This is a genomic window from Paenibacillus sp. 01T442, from assembly GCF_056398345.1.
Genome location: NZ_JBFTPF010000039.1, coordinates 37,528 through 61,892, shown reverse-complemented (window position 1 = coordinate 61,892; position 24,365 = coordinate 37,528). Strand labels below are relative to the sequence as shown.

The following is a 24,365-nucleotide window of genomic DNA, read 5'->3' as shown; positions in this document are numbered from 1 at the left end:
TACAGCTAAAATCGCCGTATCACCTGAGATTTAGCGAATAGATGGAAAAAGTACAGTTAATATGAGCGAGATTGGAAATTTGGTGGATTTTGGTGAAAATTAACTGTAGGAAATCCATCTAATGCTCCMAAAAGGTGAAAATCAGCAAAATTAGCTTCATAAAATCCATTTAATTTGTTTAGTGGGCGGCGGAGACAGGCTGGATGGTAGAAGCGGCATATGAATTAGAAGTAGAAGTAGAAGTAGAAGTAGAAGTAGAAGTAGAAGTATGTTTTATTTTTGAAAAGTGAGGAAATTCCTCGAAAATTGCTGTATATGTTCCAGTTAATCAAGGTCATGGAAAGGAGCCGCCAGCGCATGAAGTTGTTCTCGATCAAAAAGCTAATTTCTCCCACGGGAAGTATCCAGGGAAAAATCTTTGTCGCATTCAGTTTGGTTACGTTAATTGGCATCGTTGCTGTGACAAGTATTGTTTATTTATACATGCGAGAAACCGTGAAGAATAATGCAATTACTTCTGTTAACGAAAGTATACGGCAGGCAGATGAATCACTAAATCTCCGCTTGGAGGAGGTTAGTCGATTAAATACGGTCGTTGCTACGAATAAAACGGTGCTGGATACACTGCTTAGCAAGACGGAGGAACCAAGCTACGAGTGGTTTCAAGAGCAGAAGCGGATCGAGGAATTCTTGTCCGCATTGATTGCTTACAAATCTTACATTTCACGTGTGGCCGTCATAGGGTTGAACCAGAAAGTGTTTTTCGTCGGATCTCCATGGCTGGACAAGAACGTGTTATTCTCACCGATGATGGATGCTTTACTGCAAAATGGGTCAGGACATGCCTATTTTCATCAAACAGGCTTCAATGACTCCATCGTTACCGGTCGTGAGCTTCGTTATAACCGGAATTTAATCGGTATAGTGATGTTCGATCTCAATGACGAATTCATTAAGAAAATTTATGATGTCAAACCGACACCAGACAGTATGCTGTACGTGGTGGACAGGAAAAATGAGTTCATCTATGAACCTAAATCGAGTGTTTTTAATAAAGAAACCTTCATTCAATTCAATCAGCAGATGGCCGGAACGGACGGTTCGGTTGAAAGAATTATTAATCAGCAATCTTACTTAGTCATTACTCGGAAATCAGACTATACAGGATGGTCGACAGTGGCACTCGTTCCGATGAAGTCTCTGTTGACGGAAACGACCCATATTCGTAATGTACTAGCCACGGTAGCGATCATTGTTTTTGTGATTATCGTCATAGGCACGCTGCAAGTTTCCTCCAGAATAACAAGAAATATTCGCAGATTACGTTCGATGATGATGCATGTCATGGAGGGCAATATGACGCTTCCAGCTGTCGAAATTCATTCCAAAGATGAAATAKGGCAGTTATATCAAGTTTTTAAAAGCATGGTTGAAGAATTAAAGCGTTTACTTGAAGGGATCGTAACGACCGAGAAAGAGAAGCGGGAAGCGGAATTGGCCGTTTTGCAAGCTCAAATCCGTCCGCATTTCCTTTATAACACGCTGAATACGGTGAAGTATTTGGCCAAGATTAACGGAGTGCCGAATATTGTAGAGGTATCCCAATCCTTGATAGAGCTAATGCGCGGCGTTCTCGGGAATACGAATGAATTTCTTACCCTGCAAGAAGAATTGCAGTATGTCCGCAGTTACGTGACCATTGAAAAATACAAATATGTAGAGCCACTGCAACTGAAGATCGAAGTCGAGAATGAAGAGCTTTTACAACATAGTGTTCTGAAGTTAATGCTGCAGCCTCTTGTGGAAAATGCCATTCTTCATGGACTTTCTGCCTCGGGGTATGAGGGTGTCGTGTTGATTCGTATTTATGAGGAGAACAAAGAGCTGAGAATCGAAGTGAGAGATAACGGCAAAGGGATGTCCAAGGAACAGATCGAGGCGCTGTTTGAAAGGAATAAAGTCCAGACGAATACACGCTTCAGTGGTATGGGTGTTCGAAATGTCCATGAACGCATCGTACGATTGTTCGGGGAGCCATATGGTGTGCTTGTTTTTAGTGAACCAGATAAGTATACGACTGTGCAGATTAGATTTCCATTACTGCCGGTTAAGAATCACTTGCTTCAGGAGGGATGAATGATGTTTCAAGTATTGTTAGTTGATGATGAAGCGTTGGCACGTCATGACGTGAAGAGTATGTTGGATTGGGAAAAGCATGGGTTCACGATATGTGGTGAGGCGTATAACGGGTCTATGGCACTTGCCATGATGGAACAGATGACGCCGCATATCGCGATCGTGGATGTCAGCATGCCGATTATGAATGGGGTAGAGCTAAGCCAGGAGATCAAGGAAAGATTTCCAAAGGTTAAAATGATCATGCTGAGCAGCTTTGACGACTATGATTATGTTCGGACTTGTCTGATGAATGGGGCTATTGATTACTTGCTCAAACATCGATTACAAGCGTCAGCGCTTCTGACTCTGCTCCAAAAAGCCGTTCAGGAGCTGCAGAGTGAAGAAGCTCGAAACGCGCAAAGCAAAATGATTGAACACCTAAGTCCGGTTATTCTTCGCGAGCATGTAACTAATTTGGCTAGAGATGTTCAGGAGGCTAGTGAAGCGCTGCAGGTTTATGCACGTGACAATCAGCTCTATATTAATGCAATTAATTATGGATCTGCTGCTATACAAATCGTACCTTTTCTGTTGTTGACAGGGACTTTAACCGATGTCCAGAAGAATCGCTTAGTGCTTCAAGCAATCGAAGTCATGCAGATGGCGATTGGCGATGTTCAGAAACGAACGGTAGGCTACGTAGGGGAGGGACGTTTTATCGTCTTGTTTTCCTCTGAGGAGCGAAGCGAACATGCCATTACGTCACAAATGAATCAAGCGATGAGTGCGCTATCCCACTCCCTAGAGAAATTTCTTAATTTAAAATGCGTCTACACGATAGGGCCGCTATGCGGAAGCTTGAGACAAGTTGGTCCTAGCTATCTCAAAGCGAACCAGGACTTAAATGTTCAGCACGATCATGATCAGAACGCATCCATATTGAAAGCCTCTCCATATATGAAAGAACAGAAGCAATTGCTGCTTTATCTGGAGCAATTGGATGGCGAACGAGCTAGCCAATTCATTACGGCGATATTTGCTGAACTTCGCAGCCAAGCTGTGTATGGGATGACCGTACAAGTCATAGTCAGTGAAATGCTTCATCTCGTTGAAATGGTATGGAAACGGCATAATCCGCAGACGGCTTTAGAAGATACCGAGCATATCCCCACAAAGGCAGAACTTGGACGAATGGGAAGTGTCTCTGAGCTTGAGCTTTGGATGGTAAACTACTGTGCGTGTATTGTTGAGGGTATCAAGAAACAGCGTGTAGGAGGCTCCTATTCGCGCCATATAACGAAAGCACTGCAATATATAGCAGACAACTACGCTTCTAATATTTCCTTAGACATGACGGCAAGTTCTCTGAATCTGAATTCATCATATTTAAGCAGACTGTTCAAAGAGGAAATGCAAATGACATTTACCGAGTATTTGAACCGGGTTCGTATTCAAACAAGCTGCATGCTTATGCAGTCAGGCACGTATACGTTAAAACAGATCAGCAGTGAGGTTGGTTTTTTAAGTTATACCTATTTTTTCAAAGTTTTTAAAAGTATGACAGAGATGACACCGCAGGTGTATATGGATCAACTGAAACAGTCAAAAAAGTAGAATGGAAAGTCATAAATGTTGAATCTCTGGAAAGTGATAATTCCTTATACTAAGATCAACCCTTAGAAAACGCTTTCTTAACAGGGTAGAAAACAACTTTGATCGGAGGAACAAGAGCATGAAAAGAAATTGGGGGACAGTACTTTTATCAACGTTAGTCATTTCGGGCTTGACACTTTCCGCATGCAGTTCGGACACATCTAGTAAAGAGAAAGAGGGTAAAACCCCAGCAGATGATTCGAAAGGTGTAGCTACTGCTGGTTTTCCAATCGTGAAGGAGCCGTTGAAGCTAAAAATGTTTACACGAATCGCGCCATCAAACGGGCCATTCAAAGATATGCCAGTGTTCCAGGACTACGAAAAAATGAGCAATGTGCAAGTTGAATTTATTGAAGCGCCAACAGATGGCTTCCCTGAGAAGAAGAACCTGTTGTTTGCCTCGAATGAGCTTCCTGATGTTATGTATCGCTCAGCCCTTACTCCTTTAGAGGCAACTCGTTATGGTTCTGGTGGTCAATTGATCCCACTGGAGAAGCTGATTGAAGCATACGCACCCAATTTTAAGAAATTAATGGAAACGTATCCAGAGATTCGCTCCGCCATTACAACACCTGAAGGTCACATTTATGCCCTACCAGGTATTGTGAGTGTCAACTCGGCAAGAACGGATAAAAAATGGATCAATCAGGCATGGCTGAAGAAGCTTAACCTGAAAGAACCAGAGACGACGGATGAGCTGTACGAGGTGTTGAAAGCTTTCCGGGATAAAGATCCTAACGGCAATGGCAAACAAGATGAGCTTCCAATGACAGCGCGTAATGGCTTGGCAATTGTACCAATCATGGCTGGCTCTTTCGGTCTGGATTTCCAATTGGGTTATAACATTAACCTGGAGAATGACAAGGTCAATCTCTGGATGGGAAGCGATCGGAATAAAGAATTACTGATGTACTTAAATAAGTTGTATTCAGAGAAACTTCTGGATCAAGAGCTATTTTCACAGAAGGAAGCGCAATATCTGACAAAGCAAGGGACAGGAAATACCGGTTTCTTCTTCGATCAGACGAACAATCCCATGTTGGACGGAAAGGTCCAAGATCAATATGTCGGGATAGCACCGCTAAAGGGTCCACACGGTGATAGACTCMAACTAGCTGCTCCAGTACCGAGGGATTTTGGTGCATTTGCGATCACATCGGTAAACAAGAATCCGGAAGCAACGATGCGTTGGGTTGATTACTTCTTTGGCGACGAAGGATCTACGATGCTGCGATTCGGTCGTCAGGGTGAGAATTACGAGTTGAAAGACGGAATTCCATATTATACGGCTGCCTTCTTAGCAACAGGCAATCAATCCAAAATTACCCCATATGCCGGTGGAGGAGCGCCGCATTTAATCAGTGATAAGGTTGCTTCTTTTATTAATCCACCGCAGGTTCAAGAAGCACAGAAGAAGCTTGATCCGTTCATGCCGAAAATTCGCTATGCAGCGCCGATGTTTGATGAGCAAACTGCGCAACAAATAAATATACTCCGTAACGATATTGATAAATATTACGAAGAGCAAAGTACGAAATTTATTGCTGGTGCCCTTAGCTTTGATAAGTGGGGAGAATTCCAGAATACGTTGAAGAAAATGAAAATTGATGAACTGCAGAAGCTGTATCAGACTGCTTATGATAACCTCAAACAGCAAAAATAAGTATAACTGGCGGCTGGAGGGCTACAGATGAACAATACAGCAAAGACAGCAGGCGTTGCGTCTCGAACCAAATCGAGGCGCTCCAGCCTCTTTAAAACATTGAGTAGTCGCTATGATCTCTATTTGATGCTGCTCATTCCCATTGTATATTACCTTGTATTCCATTATGGACCCCTATATGGTTTGCAAATTGCGTTTAAGAACTTTAGTCCGGCGAAAGGGATTAGCGGAAGCGCATGGGTTGGGCTTGATCATTTCCAGCGATTCGTAGAATCCTACTATTTCTGGCGGTTGTTATGGAACACGATCTCGATTAATTTGTTCTCTTTATTGTTTGCTTTCCCTATCCCTATTCTTCTTGCCTTAATCGTTACCGAAATCCGTAATAAAGCATTCAGCAAAATTGTGCAAAACATTACCTATATCCCGCATTTCATCTCCATCGTCGTCATGGTTGGGATGCTGATGTTGTTCTTATCTCCGCGTGGTGGTCCTTTGAATACCATTATTGAGGCATTAGGCGGAGATCCGGTGCGATTTCTCGATTCGGCAGCGTGGTTCAAGCCGATCTTCATTAGTTCGAATATATGGCAAAATATGGGATGGCAATCCATTATCTATATTGCAGCTCTCGCCGGAGTTAATCCGCAGCTGTATGAAGCCGCTAAGATGGATGGAGCTAGCCGGATGCGACGCATTTGGCACGTATCGATCCCAGGCATACTACCGGTTATCGTTATTCTGCTTATTCTTGATGTAGGGCATTTCATGAATGTCGGTTTCGAGAAAATCTTGCTTATGCAAAATAATTTGAACTTGGATTCCAGCGATGTGATTTCCACCTTCGTGTACTCAACAGGTATTCTAAAAGGCGAATACAGCTATACAGCAGCTATTGGCTTGTTTAACTCTGTCATTAACCTGGCATTATTATTACTCGTGAATCGCTTTGCCCGTAAAAAGGCGGAGACTAGTCTATGGTGAGGAGGGACCTTTGATGAAGGAACAAATGCTCAAGAAAAGGAAGTCGGATGAGAAAATATTCGATGCCGTGGTTAACGGATTGGCTTTGCTTATCGTCATCGTGGTCCTGTATCCGCTCCTATTTATCGTTAGTGCCTCCTTCAGTGATCCTGCGCTGGTCCTGAATGGGGAAGTGGTATTGCTGCCTAAACAAATCACCTTAGAAGCATATCGGAATGTCTTTCAAAACGAGCAAATATGGAACGGATACGGAAATACCATTTTGTACACGGCAGTAGGAACAATTATCAATTTGATCATGACGACATTAGCGGCCTACCCGCTGTCAAGGCCAGACTTGCCTGGGCGGGGAATTTTCATGGTATTTATCACATTAACCATGTTTTTCAGCGGGGGGCTCATCCCGTCGTACCTCCTTGTGAAAAATTTAGGCATGGTGGACACGATGTGGGCGCTAGTCATTCCCGGCGCAATTGCCACCTATAATTTGATCGTGATGAGAACGTATTTTCAATCCAACATCCCTTGGGAGATCCAAGAAGCGGCCCATATGGATGGGTGTTCGAACTGGAAACTATTAACCCATGTGATCTTGCCGTTATCCAAGCCGATTATGGCGGTCATGGTCCTATTTTATGCGGTTGGTCACTGGAATTCCTTCTTCAACGCCTTGATTTATATTCGCAGCAAAGATTTATACCCGTTACAACTGGTGCTGCGTGAAGTGCTGATGGTCAGTCAAGCGGATGTGGTGGACAGCAGTGTAGGTCTTGAATCCAAAATTCTACTAGCTGAAAGCATCAAATATGTCGTCATTATTATTTCCAGCTTGCCTGTACTTCTGATGTATCCTTTTGTACAAAAGCATTTTGTGAAAGGCGTTATGATTGGTTCATTAAAAGGTTAAAGATGGAAGGAAGCGTTATGTTCATGCATGCAAAAGCTAAGATTCAAGTGAATACGAAACAAGTTGGCAAGGACAGAATTAATCCTTATATATTTGGACATTTCGTTGAGGATATTCGCGATCATATGGATGCGATGTTGGCCTATCCGCTATCGGATATGGATTTTGAAAGTAACGATGTGACGTATAGAGGGCTTTCTGGAAGCTGGCGTCCTTACACGAATGGGAAAAGCACGATTTATGCGCTCGAACCTGCTGCTACGTATCACTCCGGGCATAGCCAACTGGTTCGTATCTATAGCGATGACGAGGCCTATGCAGGAATTCGTCAAGCGATTGCTGTAAAAGAAGATCAGGATGGCTATGAGTTAGCTCTATATGCAAGAGCTTCTATTGAAATTAAGTTTCTTACAGCGGAGATCGTGGACAAAGCGAGTGGAGAAACTCTGGGTTCCACCCGTATCGAGATCGAAAGTCATAACTGGAAACAATATGCATCTCGTATCAAGGTCAGTCGACGTTGTGAGCAAGCGGAATTCAAGATCTATGTTCCTGCGGAGCATGAACGCTGGAGAGATAATGTTTCCACAGGTATGCTTTGGCTGGATCATATTTCGCTGCTTCCGTCTGATCGTGTTGGCAATGTTCGCAAGGAAGTTGTCGATATGACGAGGGACTTGAACGCCGGCATGATGCGGCTTGCAGGCAATTATATTAGCGCTTATCACTGGCAGCAGGCGATTGGCCCTGTAAATGAGCGTCCCTGTGTGATGAACGAAGCATGGGGTGGCTGGACGAATAAGTATTTTGGCACAGATGAGTTTATTCAGTTTTGCCGTGACTTGCAGGTGGAGCCGCTGATTTGCGTGAACGATGGTTCCGGTACGCCGGAAGAAGCAGCCGAATGGGTTGAGTATTGTAACGGGAGTTTGGACACGCCCATGGGGAAACTGCGGGCTGCGAATGGGCACGCGGAGCCGTACGGCGTGAAGTACTGGGAGATTGGTAACGAAGTCTGGGGACCTTGGCAGGTCGGGCATTGCAGCGCTGAGCAATTCGCTGATCGTTACGTGCGATTCGCTCAAGCGATGAAGGCCATCGATTCTGAGATTAAGCTGCTCGCTTGTGGCGATGATAAGCAGGATTGGAACCAAATCCTAGTCGAGCGAGCTGCAGAGCATATGGATTATGTAACGTTGCACCTGTATCACGGCTACAATCGATTTGGGATGAATGATCGCACGCCAAAAGAAGAGCGGTATAAGGCCATTCTCACTTATCCAGAATGGACACGAGAATCTGTTCGAAAAGCAAGAGAATTGTTCAATTCCGATTCGCGCTACTCGCATTTGAAATTGGCGATCACGGAATATAACACGATGTACTATCCGAATACGATTCGTAAGGGTCTTCCGAATGAACACACCCTTGAAGCAGCTGCTGCGAATGCAGCGAACTTGAACGAATTTATTCGAAATAGCGATCTCATCGAGATCGGCAGCTTCTCTGATTTAGTCAATGGCTGGCTTGGCGGATGCATCCGAGTAGGCGATTTCTATGCGGATCAGTTCCGAGGCAAATCCTCTGGCAGAAGTGAGAATTCCCTAACCATTTATGGGACGCCAACCTATTATGTCATGAAGATGTATGCCAATAGAGACTTAGGCTATGTCGTTCAGAGTCAGACCGAATGCGGTAGCTTTAGTGTGAATAGCTTAGTACCTACAGCGCCAAAGCTGGAGAATCTGCCGAATTTGGACGTTGTGGCTTGCTGCAATGCTGATGGGGATAGACTATCGATCTTTATCGTAAATCGGAGTCTCGAAGACGTGGTAACGGATGTGCAGTTGGATGGTTTTGTGGAGTCGGGGACAGCTCGCTTGTTGGCACTAACAGGGGAACATGAGGATGCTTTCAATGATGTGCATCACCCGGAGGCTGTCGTCTGTGAAGGATTTGACGTTTCCGTTCTGAACGCTCAAGTGACCTGTGAACTGAAGGCATCGTCTGTCTATGTACTAGAAGTCACACGCTAACAGGAGTAAAGGATAATCGAATGCGACTAGTTAAGAAGTCATGGATATGGTTTGTAGTTGTGTGTGTACTTTTTTTGGCGATTTTGACGATCATGCCCAGGCTCTGGGRAAAGAAAGGGACGGACAAGGTGGCAATATCCTTAAATCAGACATACCAGAACCCGTTCGTATTGGACCAGGAATGGGAGGATTACGGGATCGGAGATCCCTATGTTCTACGTTTTGACGGCAAATATTATTTATATTGCAGCACGAAGGATCGGAGAGTCGGGGTGAAAGCGTGGAGCTCTGATGATCTTGTGAACTGGCACTATGAAGGCTTGGTAACCGAGGAGGCGATCAGCGAAGGTGCATATGCGCCCGAGGTCGTCTATTGGAACGGTGCTTTCTATATGTACACATCACCGGCGGGCAAGGGGCATTATGTCCTGCAAAGCGATAAACCGACAGGGCCGTTTGTGAAGAAGACGGACAATCTCGGTTTCACGATTGATGGCTCTGTGTTTATAGACGACGATGAGCAATGGTATTTCACACATGCCAAATTGAACGGTATCATGGCAAGCTTGATGTCAGATCCCTTTACAATTGAACCCGGTAAGCAGTTGAACGCCACGCTCGGACATTGGACAGAAGGTTCCATGATTATCAAGCGAAACGGTCGTTATTTCATCACGTACACAGGAAATCATGTGTTTAGCAAAGGTTATCGTGTTAATTATGGGGTCAATCATACCTCACCGATTGGCACGTATACGATTCCCGAAAATAACCCGATCCTGATTTCCACAGCCAATGACTTCAACGGACTTGGTCACAGTGCGACGGTCATGGGACCTGATCTAGATTCGTATTATATGGTTTACCATAACCTAGTCGGACGGTCAGCCGAAGGCCCTCCCGTTCGCAAGTTAAACCTGGATCGACTCGTTTTCAACGGTGACAAGATGTCTGTTCTCGGTCCGACACACGGTTCACCGCAGGAAGCGCCTAGAATGCCGGCTTTTCACGATGTTCCGGGTGCTGCGCCATCTGCTGACAAGTGGGAGCCTGTGAATCAAGCAGGAGGCATGGAGACTTTACTGACCAGAGCAGTCACAAGTAACTTGTACACCGCTGAATACAATTTCAGATGGGATGCTGCCAATCGTGGTGGACAGGCTTCTTCGTTAGATGCCGTATTCGCATACGGAAATGCAGACAATTACCGTTTAGCACGTGTGAATAAAGCAACAATGGAGCTTTCCCTGATCGATCGCGTAAATGGTGTGGAAATGGTTGTTGCGACGAAGCCGCTGCCGAAAGGGACGGATCTAGCGAAGATCCATACGATCCGGATCGAGTCAAGCAGCTCGGGGACAATTATCTTTTGGGACGGACTGCAGAAGATTGAGCAAGCCGCTATGGCTGGGAAAGCTGGCCGAATTGGCTATGCATGGCCGCAAGAGGCGAAGCCTGATCTGCACTATACGGCCTTCTCGAATGAAGCTAATGGCAGCAGTGATAAAGAAGTGATAAAGCCGCTCCCGGGTACTCTGGAAGCAGTTCATGGCGTCATGGAAGGCAGTCCAGTCATCCAATCTGGCCTAACGCCTGATGGCAGTGAAGCTGTTGTCCTCTCGAAGAAGGAAGATGGCCTCAGCTTTCCAGTCAACGTTCGCGAGGATGGCAGCTATCTACTTTCAGTTAACGCTGCCAAGACTTCGGCGGGATCAACCGTGGTGATTGAATCCAACGGAAGCACCAAGTCAATCAAGCTGGACGCCTCTTTATTCGCAAGCGATGCAGCATGGACAAAGGTACCGCTTGGCGAGTTCGAGCTGAGGGCAGGAACACAATGGCTGTCGCTGCACGGGGCGAAAGGAGACGTTACGCTTCGTTACCTGGAAGCGAGCCGAACTGTAGCGGTCCCAGAGCAGACGGTCATCAAACCGACGGCCGTTGGTCTTGTTAATCGATTCGGCGGGGAGCCCAGTTGGACGGATTATTCCGTAAGCTTCGATGTGACGCTCAAAGCAATAACGTCCGATGAAGTTGGCGTCCTGCTGCGGACTACGAACGAGTCTGATTTTAAAGATCAGGTGAAAGATGCTTATATGGGCTACACGCTTGGTTTTCAGAATGACAAAGTTGTGCTAAGGCGTGTAAGCTACGAGAATTCGGTGGAAGCGACTTCTGGCGCTCTTGCTTTCAAGCCTGGTCAAACGCGCCATATTTCAGTGAAACTGCAAGGCGCATCCATTGAAGTTTACTCCGAGGATAGCGATAAACCTATCTTGACGTGGAAGGATCCGAATGCTTTTCTACTAGGTCGTGTCGGCTTGCGTGGCGTGTCGACAGCTTGGACGATTTCACCGCTGACGATAACGAATAAGAAATAGTATTGCGAGTATGAAAGGACTCTCTATGCAGGATAGAGGGTCCTTTTTGCATTGAAAATGGAAAATTAATTATCTGTCTCTATAATTGAGTGGTTTGTGTGGTTTCTGTAGTGATAATATTGAAGAATATGTATCTAAGTTAAAATAAGGGTATCGAATGTTGAATAAAGGTATTTTTAAAATTGGAAAGAGGTGATATAACTTTTATTGAAATCGCTTACAATAACTTGTGCAGAATGGTTAAAAAGGTGTTCAAATTTACTTCGACCAGAAAAGGAGATGAGATGATGTTAACAAAGAGCATGCAAAGAAGATCTTCATTGGTAATCGAGGTTTTGATCATGACCCTTGTACTGATTGTCTTGGGAATTATTTTTCAGACAGAAGTTAAAGCTGCTGCAACAATCTATTATGTATCTACCACAGGAAATAACAGTAACCCAGGTACGCTGAGTCAGCCCGTTGCTACGATTCAACAAGCTGTAAATATGGCTGGGATTGCCGGCCCCGGTTCTACCATTATTGTGAGAGGCGGAACGTACAATATTACCTCAACGATCAGTGTTACTACTTCAGGAACAAGTGGTAACCCAATTATAATCAAAGCATATCCAGGTGAGACTCCAGTCATTTCTGGTCAAAATACGTACCCGAATCACAGTCTCAGTCTTCAAACCGTTACGTATACGGGACCTAACGTTACCAATGACGGGGTGACCTATTATAACGGGCAGCAATTTACGCTTTCCTGGAATCCGCTGATGAGTATTACGGCCAATTATATTACCATTGACGGTCTTGCATTGACACAATCCTATGGTGCTGGAATGTATGCAGGTAACTCGGGGGCAACAAGATATCATGATATTATCATTCGAAATTCGAATATTCATGAGAACCGTGGTGAGGCGATACAGTTAGAGAATGTTGATTATTTTACGTTGGACGGCAATAGGGTATGGGAGAATGCCAATTTTGGGCGTTTTAGCAGATTATCCAGTGAAATGAACTGGCCTTTGATTATCATGATTAGAGGCAGCGCCTATGGAACAATCAAGAACAACACCATATACGACAATTGGGGTGAAGGGGTTGGCTTTTGGTATAACACACATGATGTAGTTTTGGAAGATAACGTTATTTATGATAATTATGCGTTGGAAGTCTACGTAGACAAGGCTCATGACGTAATCATACAAAGGAATTTGATATACAATACGGGGAATGCGATTTATTTCAGGGGCGGAGGCCCAAGCATGGGTATTGCCATAGCGGATGAACCTTTTCAAAATTTTACAGCAGGATACAACAGGAAGATTATTAATAATTTTCTGAAAGGAAACAGCAAGAATTTTACTTATTGGAATACGGGATTAGCAACAGGAACTCGCTTGGATAATGACATCATTGCAGGCAACACGTTTATTGATTCAACAAGTACGAATATATTCATTACCGGCGGTGCAAACCATGTAAACACCAAGATAGAAAACAATATTTTCAGGTCGAACACGGGTACTTTACAAAATGTAGATCAGAATTCAGGACTGATTTTTGCCAATAACTGTTGGTCCAGTGCTGTTAGTGGCGTTGCTTCGAATGTGAATGATGTCATCGGGGATCCATTGCTTGTAGGCGGTACATTCGGACCGGACTATTTCAAACTGCAGGGCACTTCTCCGTGTATTGCTAAGGGGAAGAATAACCTAATCGATGTAGCAGAGGATTACTTCAAGAATGTTAGGAGCAATCCGCCAAGCATTGGAGGATACGAACCACCTACAATCCTTATGGATAACAGTAATTCAACAGGAATAACTCAGATGGGGACTTGGACGGCCAGTACCTACAGCAGCCTAAGAGTTGGTGCGGACTATCTGCATGACGGGGATACAGCGAAGGGATCCAAGAGCGTTAAGTATGCACCTGATATCGCATCTGCAGGCTCTTATGATGTCTACCTGTGGTGGAATGCGGATACGAATCGAGCAAACAATGTACCGGTCACTGTCAACTATGCGGGTGGGCAGTCCAGCACAACAATCAATCAACAGGCAAATGGCGGGATGTGGAATTCCATAGGGAGATACGCATTTAATGCCGGGACATCGGGATATGTGGTCATTAGCAATACAGGGACAACTGGATTCGTTATTGCGGATGCAGTCAAATTCGTGCCTAGATAATTCGATGCCAAAATGGAGGCATCAAATCAAAAATGGTGATATTTTATTGCGTTCTTAATCAGGATACAGTGTAAAGGAGGTTAAGAAAACGCTGTCATCTATCGAGAACTAGGTGATGCTGCATAAAAGGAGACTATAAGAAATGGGTAACGACTTTAAGAATACTCGCACGGAGGGCAACCATTCAGCGAGAAAGCATGGGCAAAAGACGGAGAAGTACGATGTAGTCGTTTGCGGGGGTGGACTGGCGGGTTTCTGTGCGGCGGTTGCTTCAGCTAGACATGGGGCCAAAACATGTTTGGTACAGGATCGCCCTGTCTTCGGGGGAAACAGTTCGTCCGAGGTCAGAGTAACGCCGCATGGTGCGGCTGCTTTTCATGTATACGCGAAGGAAACCGGAATCGTATCGGAGTTATTGATTGAGGAACGTGCGCGAAATCATGAGCCGATTTTTGAGAATGGCTGGACGAACAGCGTGTGGGATATGACGATGTATGATATGGCACAGCGAACAGAGAATTTGACCTTTTATTTGAACACGTCCATTCTGGATGTTCGGATGGCGGGTGAGCGCAAGATTGCGTCGGTCGTGGGTTATGTAGCTAACGCGGAGACGGAGATTGAATTCGTAGCGGATGTATTCGTTGATTGCACAGGCGATGGAATCGTTGCCGACCGTGCAGGTTGTGAATGGCGGATGGGATCCGAAGGACGCGAGGAATACGCCGAACCGCATGCACCACTGCAGGCTAGCGGAGATGTGATGGGGAGTTCACTGCTTTTTAAAACGAAAGACCTTGGCTCCCCGGCTCCGTTCACGGCTCCAGATTGGGCTGCTAAGCTCGATAATCCCGACTTTTTCTATAAACAGGGTCGGAACCCGAATGATATGCGTGGTGGTTACTGGTGGATCGAGATCGGTATGCCTTGGCACACCATCTATGAAAGTGAAGATATCCGCCATGAGCTATCGCGGTATGTTTTGGGGATTTGGGATTGGATCAAGAATAAGGATCCGCTTACTAAGGAGCTGGCAGCTAATCACGCGATTGATTGGATTGGTCAAGTGCCGGGCAAACGGGAAAGCCGTAGAATTATGGGGCAATATCTGATGACGGAACATGACCCGCTGAATAAAACGGTATTTGAGGATGAGATTGCTTACGGCGGCTGGTTTCTTGATCTACATACACCGGGGGGACTTCTTGCGCCTACTAGTGAGCATGCCAGTTCAGAAGGCTATGATGAAACATCCTCTTATATGGTGAAAAGCTACTGCGGCCCTTATGGTATTCCTTTGCGGTCAACGATTGCCAAAGATGTCGATAATTTAATGATGGCTGGGCGGAATATCTCTGTGACGCATGCCGCATTAGGCACGGTGCGGGTAATGGCGACAACCGCGTTGGTTGGGCAAGCCGTGGGGACGTCAGCTGCGATTGCCTTGAAGCATGGATTAGCACTCGCAGAGGTACCAAGTCAGGCAATACAAGAAGTGAAGCAAACGCTGCTGCGTGACGGCTGTTTCCTGCTGAACACAACGAATGAGGACGAGTTGGATCTTGCACGCAAAGCGAGCGTTGGGGCTAGCAGTCAAGCTTCGTGTAAAGGTTCGGAAGTGAAGGCGGGGCTGCAAGCATCTGGCAAGTTGGGTCATCAAGATGAGTTACTTCGCCAACGTAAGGGGCAATGGATTGCGATTTCGGAGGGAGTACTGAACCGAGTATCTGTCTGTTTGACGAATACGAGTGATACCCCACAAATCGTAGAAGCGAAACTCATTCCGGTGGATCATATTTGGGATTACCGTTGCGAAGCAAATCCACCGTTGGCCACAACGGAACTGCAAATCATGCCAGGGAAATACCAATGGATTGATTGGGATTTACATCTGAATGAAGCGGATGGCTTGAAGTCAGGGACCTATGTGCGTTTGGACTTACTAGCAAATCCCCACGTTGCTTGGCATTGTGGGGATGGCATTGTGCCAGGTCATACGTGCGCATATGAAATGGGGGAGGGCAAAATGCGCCGGGATTGGAACGGTCCGACGCGCAGCTTCCGCGTGGATCCTCCTCAGCATGCCTACAGCCCTGAGCATGTGATTAACGGCGTAACGCGACCCTACCGTTATACGAACCTGTGGCGTTCGGATGCAAAAGAGGAGCTTCCGCAATGGTTGGAATTGAAATGGGAAGATCAACAATCTATTAGACAGATTGAGCTCACATTCCCTGGCAGCCTTTTGTGGGAATACCACGGGTATGCACCGTTTTATCGCGATCTGCAATGTCCGAAAGATTATCGGATTGAAGCTTTTGTTGGCGGTGTATGGGAGACGCTCCTTAAGGTGAACGATAATTACCAGCGTCATTGCCGATATACACTAGCTCAGTCTGTTCAAACCGATAAATTACGCGTCGTCATTGAAGCAACTAACGGCGACCCGTCCGCTGCCATCTATGAGATACGATGTTATTAAGATGAATTATGGGGTTGTCCCAAAAGCCAACCCTAAGGACATGGAAAATAAGGCCGATTCGTGTTTAGATGGAGAAAATCCAGATAATTTACGGGAAGCAAGTTTATTACTCAGCAGTCATTAACGAAAAAAGAGGATGTCTCAAAAAGTCTAAATTGACTTTGAGACATCCTCTTTTTGTATAGATGTCCTAAAGTGCGATTTACACATTACATCGTTTTCCGATGTTCCTTCGGGGAAACGCCGAAATAGTTTTTGAAAGCACGCGAGAAGTGATAGAGATTGCCATACCCTACTTTTTCCGAGATCTCGTTGATCCGTAAGGTGGGGTTCTTGAGCAGCTTCTGGGCTTCTTCCATGCGGACTTTGGTTAAATAGGCAGTAAACGTTAATCCGGTACGTTCCTTGAAAAGCTTGCTGAAGTACGAGTAATTCATCGATACCCGATTGGCCACTTCGGCAAGCTGTAGATCGCGGCTGTAATGCTCACGAACGATGGACTCCGCTACGGTAATAACGGTTTCACCCAAATTAGCATGTTCCGAGATCAGCTGTTTTGTATCTGTGGCGTAGCTTTTTAAATAATGCCGGAGCTCGCCTAATGTGTGAAAGGTGTCGAAAGCTGTCGCGCGTTCGGTCTCTTCAAAAAGAAAACGTTCATGGACATGGCGATGGATTTCAGAAAGCACCAGGTCATAAATGGACTTCAGCTGCTCCAAAGACATCTGTGTGCGCAGCGAATCGCTAAGATGGCGGTCAACCCAGAGGCCGATACGTTCCACATGCAGGGTCTCGGCTGCTTGCTTGAACTCTTCTAACTCCTTCTTGGCAGGCAGCCAAGCATCCGTCTTACCCGATGGATCAAGCGTTACGAAGACCACGCTTGGTTCTCGTAAAATTCGCTCCGACATCGCTTGATGCGCTTGTTTGTACAGACGCGATAAATCGTCCAAGCCCTGCCCAGATTGACTAATCGAAGCTGTAGGTGTTCGCGGATTTCCTTTTCGAAGCACGCTAACAGCTTTGCCAAGCAACTTCTGAACAGCTTCAGTAGAAACGTTTACGGCATAATTGAACACAAGGCATACCCAGCCTTGCACATCATGAAACGCTAGAAAGCGTAGTTGTGACGCTAAATCATGGTCCTGAACACATCGTTCCAAACATTCACTTACCGTATCCAAATGCTCTTCGCTGAAGGTAACATCGTCGAAGGATAGCATGGAAACGGCGAACAGCGGATGCGCAAAGTAAGCTTCGAGTGATTGCTGTGGCTCGGAATCTTTGGTTCTCACCGCAACATTCGACCTATGGATGACGAGGGGTAATCGAGCAGTAAGCAACGCACGTGCATCCGTGAGATTTCTTTCGATGAGCTGGTCGCTAAGGTTATCTTTCTCAATACTGGCAATCGCGGATTGAACTTGTTTTCCTAGCTCATCAGAAGACGCAGGCTTCAATAAGTAGTCCTGTGCGCCGTATTTGAATGCCTCACGGACATAAGGATAATCACCAAATCCGCTCAACATAATGAATTTGGAGCGTGTTAGCAGCGGAGCAAGCTCCTTAATCAATTGAATGCCATCTAACTCGGGCATACGAATGTCCGTGATAATGATGTGTGGTTGTAAGGTTTTAGCCATGGTAAGCCCTTGTAGACCGCCGTTCGCGACAAAAATTTCCCGAACGCCTGCTACATTGGCCMTTTCAAGTTTGGCTTTCACGCCGCTGCCAATTAATTCTTCGTCATCAATAATTAGTACGATGTACATTATCATTCTCCTCGATTCTTCTTGCGTCATAAGGAAGGGTAAGTATCGTTTCTGCGAATTGGCCTTCAAGGCTGTTTAGCCGTAAGGGATAATTCTCACCGTAAAATAACTTCAATCGTTCATTAATGTTACCTAGACCAATGCTTTCTCGGTCTTTATCGCCTTTGGCCATATACACGGAAGTGCGGAATTGTTCATTGAGTTCCTTGAGCCGAGCGGTCTCGATGCCGGAGCCATTATCTTTTACACATACACGGATGGATAAATCACTCTCTTGACTGACATGAATATCAATATCGAGTGTGTCCTGCTTAGCGAAGCCATGCTTCACACTATTCTCAACAATTGGCTGTAGGATGAATTTTAACACCTGAATGCTGAGAAGCTCGTTGGGAACATGAACGTGGAAATGAATACTGTCTCCATATTTCACCTTCTGAAGCGTCATATACTGCCCGAGATAACGAAGCTCATCTTGGAGCGTTGCGAATTTAGTGTGACCGTCCATATTATAGCGCATCATTTTACCGAAATCGGCCATAGCATCGGACACATCATACTGGCCGGCGATTTCCATTTTGGCACTAAAGATATCCAGTGTATTGTAGATAAAATGCGGATTAATCTGCGATTGCAGTGCGATGAGCTGTGCATCCTTGTGCATGGTCTCTTTTTTGATCATATCGCTTAATAGCAGGGTAATTTTATTCAGCAAAATGTTGAATTTCTCGGTGATGACACCGAACTCGTCCTTCCGTACAATAGGAATGGGCTGAAACCCTGTTTCAATGGCGAGATCCATTTGTTTAATGCTCGTTTTCATTTTACTTAACGTCATYTTAAGGACGAAGTAGAAAGCAATCAATAGGACAATGAAAGTAAGTATAAAAGCTAGATTAGCCGCAACCTGTAAGGAACCGAGCAGTGGTGGGAGCGGAATCACCATGACGATGACATGCTGGACCTCTTTTAACGTATCAGCGACATATAAGAAGCCAGATTTCTTGGCATAGCCTTTCGAGAAGAGCGAAGGGATTACCTCATCCAATGTATGAAGGGTATCCTTGCTTCCCTGGGGAATGACTTTATGATTTTCATCCAAAATATAGATGGATTGATTCGCAATATTAGGGCCTTCCGCAGGTTCAAGCAGATCGGCGGAGCGCACGTCAACGATTGTAATACCGAGATAGTAACCTTCGATGGAGATCATTTTTTGGATGTATCTGAAAATATCACTACCATCTGCCTGATTTGTATTCAGCACCCAGAGTGACTTCTTATCTGAGGCTTTAAAGGTATCGTACCAGGTTTCTTTTTTGACTTTTTGCTCCGAGTAAAAGGAACCAAAGCCTTCAGGAATGGAATCATTATTGGTGTAAATGGAAATTTTCTGGATGTTAATTTTCTGGAATAGCATCGCATAATTGACAAGTGGAGCCGCGTAGTTGAAATAGGTATCTAAAGAATCTTTCTCTAAGGAATATGGATCACCTAGAAATTGTTGAAACCGATAATTATACGTAATATTGTTGCTAACGCTTTCAATAAGGTCAATTTTACTTTCGACCGTGTACTTGATTTGCTTAACGGTCGTCTGTGAATTTGCCAGCAATTGCGCTTGAATGAAGCGTTGAGACTGATTATAGCTGTAAAGTCCAAGCACACTGAAGGGGATTAATATGAAAAAAATAAAGGCAAGCGTCACTTTACTTTTGATACTCATGGCATGAAACGTACGTTGCAACGGCACTCCTTCTTTCTCCAAAGATGTTAGTAGGGAGGTATTCGACAAAAGGGATGCTAAACCTTTCGCACTTTAGACAGAGACCAAATGAAGGTATCAAAACTAAAATGGTGATATTTTTATAAGCGCTTTCAAAATGTATAGTGAGGATATGCTTCCGAAGTTGCTTTGCTATAGCAGAAGTAGAGTTAGCATGAAAGAGAACGCTGTCATTTGGTTATCACGACTAGGGCAGCGAATCGKGGAGGAAAGTCAAGTGGATGGAGCCGTAAATGCGAAACAACGAGTTCGAGCGCCACGATTATCAGCGACGGGCAGATGGCAGCGCTTCAAGAGCCAGTTCGCGCTGCAAAGCATGGTATTGCCGGGAATCTTGTTTTTGCTACTGTTCTCGTATGTTCCCATGTATGGCATTCTGATTGCGTTTAAGGAATACGATCTTTTCTTGGGTGTGATGAATTCACCGTGGATTGGGTTCAAGCATTTCCAGGAATTTCTGAATGATCCGAATTTCTTGAATGTATTACGGAACACGCTAGCGATGAATCTGATGGGATTAGTTATTGGGTTTCCTGCACCGATCGTGTTTGCACTCTTTCTAAATGAGTTGAATAAGAAACGATTCAAGAGCTTCGTACAAACGATTTCTTATCTGCCTCATTTCGTATCGTGGGTTATTTTTGGAGGATTAGTTCTGACGGTGCTTTCGCCATCGAATGGGATTCTTAATCTCTTACTTACGAGTTTGCATATCATCGATGAACCGATTAATTTCATTGCGAAACCGCATCTTTTCTGGATGATTATGGTTAGCGCTGAAATATTGAAAGGGATTGGCTGGGGAGCGATTATTTATATCGCAGCAATTGCCGGTGTGGACCAGGAAATGTATGATGCAGCGAAGATTGACGGTGCAGGCAGATTTCAGCGGATGTGGTATGTGACACTCCCAGCTATTATGGGGACAGTTGTGATTATGCTCATTTTTGCGATAAGCTCTATATTGAACACGGGTTTCGAGCAAATTATGGTCATGCAGAATCCACTGAATCTGGATGTGAGTGAAACGATCGATACGTATGTCTATAAGGTAGGCCTCAGGCAAATGAGGTATTCCTATTCGACTGCGGTAGGCTTAGCGAAATCAGTTGTTGCCCTGATTCTATTATTTGCTGCTAATTATGTATCTCGTAAAGTGACAGACAACAGCTTGTTCTAAGAGGAATGCTTGCGTGTAAGGAGGAACACAAAATGAATATCCGTTCCACTAGGGACAAATGGTTTGACATCTTTAATATCATCTGCATGTCTACAGTTGTATTCGTAACGCTAGCTCCGTTCTGGTTTGCTTTGGTTGGCTCTTTTAATGACGGGTTGGATTACTTACGAGGAAGCGTGTATTTATGGCCACGGGAGTTTACGATTGCCAATTATAAAGCTGTATTCTCAGATACGACCATTTATCATGCGTTTTTCATTACGATTAGCAGAACGCTGCTCGGTATGTCCACGCATATCGCATTTACAGCGCTCGTCGCCTACGGCATGTCCCGTAAAGGACTTAGTGGCCGTAATGTATATCTCGTCATTATGCTCACGACCATGTTCTTTTATGGTGGACTGATTCCTACTTACTTGCTGTATAAACAAATCGGTCTGTTAAACAATTTTATGGTGTATATTATTCCCTCTTTGTTCAGTGTTTGGGATATGATTATTATTATGTCCTTCTTTCGAACGATCCCCGAACAAATTATCGAGTCAGCTAAGATGGATGGGGCAGGGGAATATCGCATTTTGCTGCAATTGGTGTTGCCGTTAACGAAGCCTGTATTAGCCGCCATTGCTTTGTTTAATGGGGTGTATCATTGGAACTCTTACATGGATGCGTTGATGTTTACGACGAAATCAAATTTAGAGCCTGTTCAACTTGTACTCATGCGGATGGTGACAGATGCGTCGTATGGGGAATCGTTTAGTCAGCAAGCGATGAGCTTTATGCCAGAAGAAGCGAAGCATGTTAGTTCGGCTACATTGAAACTAGCCATGATGGTTGCCACAACAGCGCCAATCGTCGCGATCTATCCATTCTTGCAGAAGTACTTTGTTAAAGGTGTGCTTATTGGTTCTGTGAAAGGTTAATTTACGACTATCAAGGGGGCAAAGCAAATGAAAAAAAGTTTAGTGAGCATGGGGCTTGTCACAACATTGGTTGGAACCTTGCTTGTAGGTTGTTCTACAGATAAAGGCTCAGAAACAACAACGAGTTCACCTAAGGCATCAGAAGCAGCTGCAGCGTCGGCGTCTGCCAAACCTGATGATAAATCCCCAATCAAGATTACTTGGTTCGTCGATCAAGAATCGTATAAGAAAAACTGGGATCCGATTAACAACTTATTGGATAAGAAAATTACGGATGAGACAGGTGTTTCCATCGAATTTACATCAGGTAATGATGATAAATTAAGCGCGCTTATCGCTTCGGGAGATATCCCAGATATGATTACCGTTGATAAGGGGGCACCGCAGCGTGGCGTGCTTGAGAAATCAGGCTTGGTTGCTCCACTCGATGAGTTGATTAAGAAGTATGATCCATCCTTTAATGTGGCGAAATCCATGCAGGATTGGTTCCGTAATCCAGATGGCCATTTCTATGGGTATGCCAATTATTTCTGGGCCAAAGAAACGTTCAAACCAGGGGATACCATTTATAGCAACCAAGGCTTATATGCACGTAAAGATATCATGGATCAGCTAKGTATCAAACCTGAGGACTTCAGTACGAAGGAAGGGTTGGTCGCAGCCCTGCGTAAAGTAAAGGATTCGAAGACGAAATATAATGGTTTCGATGTGACTCCTGCCTACTTCGAGAGCTGGGTCATCTCAAGTTTCTTCGGCGCCCCACGTGAAGATGCGCAAGGTAATCTAGTTGATCGTGAACGAACGCCCGAATCACTTGAAGCGTATCAATTCCTCAACCGATTATATCGGGAAGGGTTGTTGCCAGAAGATAGTCAAACGTTGAATCAGTCACAGCTTACCGAGAAAGTGAACAATGGCGCAGTCTTTGCGCTTACTAACAAGGCTATTAAATGGGATGCCTTATATGCCAAAGATCCGAAAGCGATCTTCGTATCAGTTGGACCTGTACTCKGTGACAAAGGAAAACAGCCGGTGATTGATCCAGTCCCAGCCTCCGGGTGGACATTGACGATGGTTAGCAGCAAAGCGAAAAATCAGGATCGTATTATTAAGCTTATGCATTATTTGTCCTCTGACGAAATGAGCTTAAATGTGACTTACGGACCTAAAGGTATTACGTGGGATTATGATGCGAATGGGAAGGTGAAATTATCAGACGAGTTTATTAAAGCTAGAAGCGAAGATGCCGCTAAAACGAAATTGAAATACGGGAATGGAACGTTAGATTGGCTGATTAACTATGTGCCTGTTCAACGCACCCTACCAGTAAACGGTGTACAAGAAACGGAAAGAACCAAATCGAATATTTATTTCAGTAAATACACGTATGATATGCTTGCCTTCGAATCGACTTCACCGCTTGGCGGCACAGAAGAAGCGGGGATCAATGCGAAACGTGAAGAAGTTCGTGTTAAAACCAGAGCGAAAATGATCCTGGCTAAAGCGCCGGAGGATGTAGAAAAACTCTACAAAGAAGGAATTGATCAAGAAGAAAAGCTTGGTTCTCAAAAGCTGATTGACTATCAAAACAAGAAGTTCCAAGAAGCTAAGAAAGCGTTAGGTGTTCCGTTCGTTTGGCCGACGAATATCAAGAAATAAGTTGTGATTTGGTAGGCTAGTTCAATGGCATATGCAACGTTCGTGAGTGGATAGCTTTCTTCACACGCTTGCATATGCCTTTTTTTTGTGGACTTTTATGGAGATGGGGGGGACCCAAGGATGTGACGGCAACCCCGCTCTCGTCATATGAAATATCCCTATTATGGACCCCATCTACAGATAATGATCGTGTGGCTGGTTACATCATCTATCGGGATGGGAAAGAAATTGCGTCAGTCAATGGGATGAGCACGAGCTATGTAGACAACGGCTTGAGTCTTGGCACGACCTACCGGTACACCGTTGAAGCGTTTGACCCAGCRAATAATCATTCTAATGTAAGTAGAGATGCCATAGCGACGACGAAAAGCTCGCTGCTGGAAGATAATTTTGAGTCTGGAAGCGCGAATGGGTGGTCTGTCGTATCTTCCTGGGGAACGTTCGCCGTGGTAACGGATTGCTGTACGAAAGCCTATCTGTCCGACAATACGGATAAAGGGGCTACGAAGTCTGTTTCAGGGCAATCAACGTGGACCGACTATCGTATAGAAGCCAAAGCTAAAATGGATCAGACAAGGGGCAGAATTGGACTTGTAGCTAGATTCGTTGACTATAACACGTAATTCGTTTGTTAC

Annotated in this window: 15 protein-coding genes; 13 read left to right on the top strand and 2 right to left on the bottom strand. The window is 44.8% G+C overall.

Features of this window, described 5'->3' with window-relative positions; genetic code table 11:
• Positions 1-357: 357 nt before the first annotated feature.
• The 9 genes from AC1DLM_RS23395 to AC1DLM_RS23355 all read left to right on the top strand — a co-directional run bounded on the left by AC1DLM_RS23395 (position 358) and on the right by AC1DLM_RS23355 (position 16,410).
• The gene (locus AC1DLM_RS23395) at positions 358-2,136 is read left to right on the top strand and encodes a cache domain-containing sensor histidine kinase (RefSeq protein WP_477571340.1); all 1,779 of its coding nucleotides are present in this window, start codon (positions 358-360) and stop codon (positions 2,134-2,136) included.
• Positions 2,137-3,732: a response regulator transcription factor gene (locus AC1DLM_RS23390; RefSeq protein ID WP_477571339.1), complete on the top strand. Its 1,596-nt coding sequence runs from the start codon at positions 2,137-2,139 to the stop codon at positions 3,730-3,732.
• Positions 3,733-3,850: 118 nt separating this feature from the next.
• On the top strand, positions 3,851-5,434 hold the full coding sequence (locus AC1DLM_RS23385) for a type 2 periplasmic-binding domain-containing protein (protein ID WP_477571338.1): 1,584 nt from the start codon (positions 3,851-3,853) through the stop codon (positions 5,432-5,434).
• Positions 5,435-5,461: 27 nt separating this feature from the next.
• Positions 5,462-6,418: an ABC transporter permease gene (locus AC1DLM_RS23380; RefSeq protein WP_441987270.1), complete on the top strand. Its 957-nt coding sequence runs from the start codon at positions 5,462-5,464 to the stop codon at positions 6,416-6,418.
• Positions 6,419-6,431: 13 nt separating this feature from the next.
• Positions 6,432-7,325, top strand: a complete 894-nt coding sequence (locus tag AC1DLM_RS23375; RefSeq protein ID WP_441987269.1) for a carbohydrate ABC transporter permease — start codon at positions 6,432-6,434, stop codon at positions 7,323-7,325.
• A 23-nt stretch (positions 7,326-7,348) separates the two neighbouring features.
• The gene (locus AC1DLM_RS23370) at positions 7,349-9,361 is read left to right on the top strand and encodes an alpha-L-arabinofuranosidase C-terminal domain-containing protein (protein WP_441987268.1); all 2,013 of its coding nucleotides are present in this window, start codon (positions 7,349-7,351) and stop codon (positions 9,359-9,361) included.
• Positions 9,362-9,489: 128 nt separating this feature from the next.
• Positions 9,490-11,742, top strand: a complete 2,253-nt coding sequence (locus AC1DLM_RS23365; RefSeq protein WP_441987267.1) for a family 43 glycosylhydrolase — start codon at positions 9,490-9,492, stop codon at positions 11,740-11,742.
• A 284-nt stretch (positions 11,743-12,026) separates the two neighbouring features.
• Positions 12,027-13,928: a golvesin C-terminal-like domain-containing protein gene (locus tag AC1DLM_RS23360; protein ID WP_441987266.1), complete on the top strand. Its 1,902-nt coding sequence runs from the start codon at positions 12,027-12,029 to the stop codon at positions 13,926-13,928.
• 142 nt (positions 13,929-14,070) lie between these two features.
• Positions 14,071-16,410, top strand: coding sequence for an FAD-dependent oxidoreductase (locus tag AC1DLM_RS23355; protein WP_477571337.1), 2,340 nt, complete (start codon positions 14,071-14,073; stop codon positions 16,408-16,410).
• A gap of 209 nt (positions 16,411-16,619) precedes the next feature.
• Here the strand turns inward: AC1DLM_RS23355 and AC1DLM_RS23350 are convergent, their stop codons facing one another.
• Together AC1DLM_RS23350 and AC1DLM_RS23345 are read right to left on the bottom strand one after the other, a co-directional pair.
• Positions 16,620-18,182, bottom strand: coding sequence for a helix-turn-helix domain-containing protein (locus AC1DLM_RS23350; RefSeq protein ID WP_477571336.1), 1,563 nt, complete (start codon positions 18,180-18,182; stop codon positions 16,620-16,622).
• Complete coding sequence (locus tag AC1DLM_RS23345; protein ID WP_477571335.1) at positions 18,160-19,935, bottom strand: sensor histidine kinase; 1,776 nt, start codon at positions 19,933-19,935, stop codon at positions 18,160-18,162. The genes AC1DLM_RS23350 and AC1DLM_RS23345 overlap by 23 nt, the downstream gene beginning before the upstream one ends.
• Before the next feature lie 187 nt (positions 19,936-20,122).
• Between AC1DLM_RS23345 and AC1DLM_RS23340 the strand changes: the two genes are divergently transcribed.
• The 4 genes from AC1DLM_RS23340 (at position 20,123) to AC1DLM_RS23325 (ending at position 24,353) form a co-directional block, all read left to right on the top strand.
• Positions 20,123-21,148 carry an ABC transporter permease gene (locus AC1DLM_RS23340; protein WP_477571334.1) on the top strand — a complete coding sequence of 342 codons (1,026 nt, stop codon included), beginning with the start codon at positions 20,123-20,125 and terminating at the stop codon, positions 21,146-21,148.
• 32 nt (positions 21,149-21,180) lie between these two features.
• Entirely contained in the window at positions 21,181-22,071 is an 891-nt protein-coding gene (locus AC1DLM_RS23335; protein ID WP_477571333.1) for a carbohydrate ABC transporter permease, read from the top strand.
• A 27-nt stretch (positions 22,072-22,098) separates the two neighbouring features.
• Positions 22,099-23,730 (top strand): extracellular solute-binding protein, encoded by a 1,632-nt coding sequence (locus AC1DLM_RS23330; RefSeq protein ID WP_477571332.1) that lies wholly within the window; start codon positions 22,099-22,101, stop codon positions 23,728-23,730.
• Positions 23,731-23,852: 122 nt separating this feature from the next.
• Positions 23,853-24,353 carry a fibronectin type III domain-containing protein gene (locus tag AC1DLM_RS23325; RefSeq protein ID WP_477571331.1) on the top strand — a complete coding sequence of 167 codons (501 nt, stop codon included), beginning with the start codon at positions 23,853-23,855 and terminating at the stop codon, positions 24,351-24,353.
• Positions 24,354-24,365: the final 12 nt, after the last annotated feature.

Bases quoted from the DNA above. Each gene is read 5' to 3' on its own strand.
- AC1DLM_RS23335 (WP_477571333.1), top strand. From the start codon at position 21,181: ATGAATATCCGTTCCACTAGGGACAAATGGTTTGACATCTTTAATATC.
- AC1DLM_RS23355 (WP_477571337.1), top strand. From the start codon at position 14,071: ATGGGTAACGACTTTAAGAATACTCGCACGGAGGGCAACCATTCAGCG.
- AC1DLM_RS23360 (WP_441987266.1), top strand. From the start codon at position 12,027: ATGATGTTAACAAAGAGCATGCAAAGAAGATCTTCATTGGTAATCGAG.
- AC1DLM_RS23380 (WP_441987270.1), top strand. From the start codon at position 5,462: ATGAACAATACAGCAAAGACAGCAGGCGTTGCGTCTCGAACCAAATCG.
- AC1DLM_RS23370 (WP_441987268.1), top strand. From the start codon at position 7,349: ATGCATGCAAAAGCTAAGATTCAAGTGAATACGAAACAAGTTGGCAAG.
- AC1DLM_RS23390 (WP_477571339.1), top strand. From the start codon at position 2,137: ATGATGTTTCAAGTATTGTTAGTTGATGATGAAGCGTTGGCACGTCAT.
- AC1DLM_RS23375 (WP_441987269.1), top strand. From the start codon at position 6,432: ATGAAGGAACAAATGCTCAAGAAAAGGAAGTCGGATGAGAAAATATTC.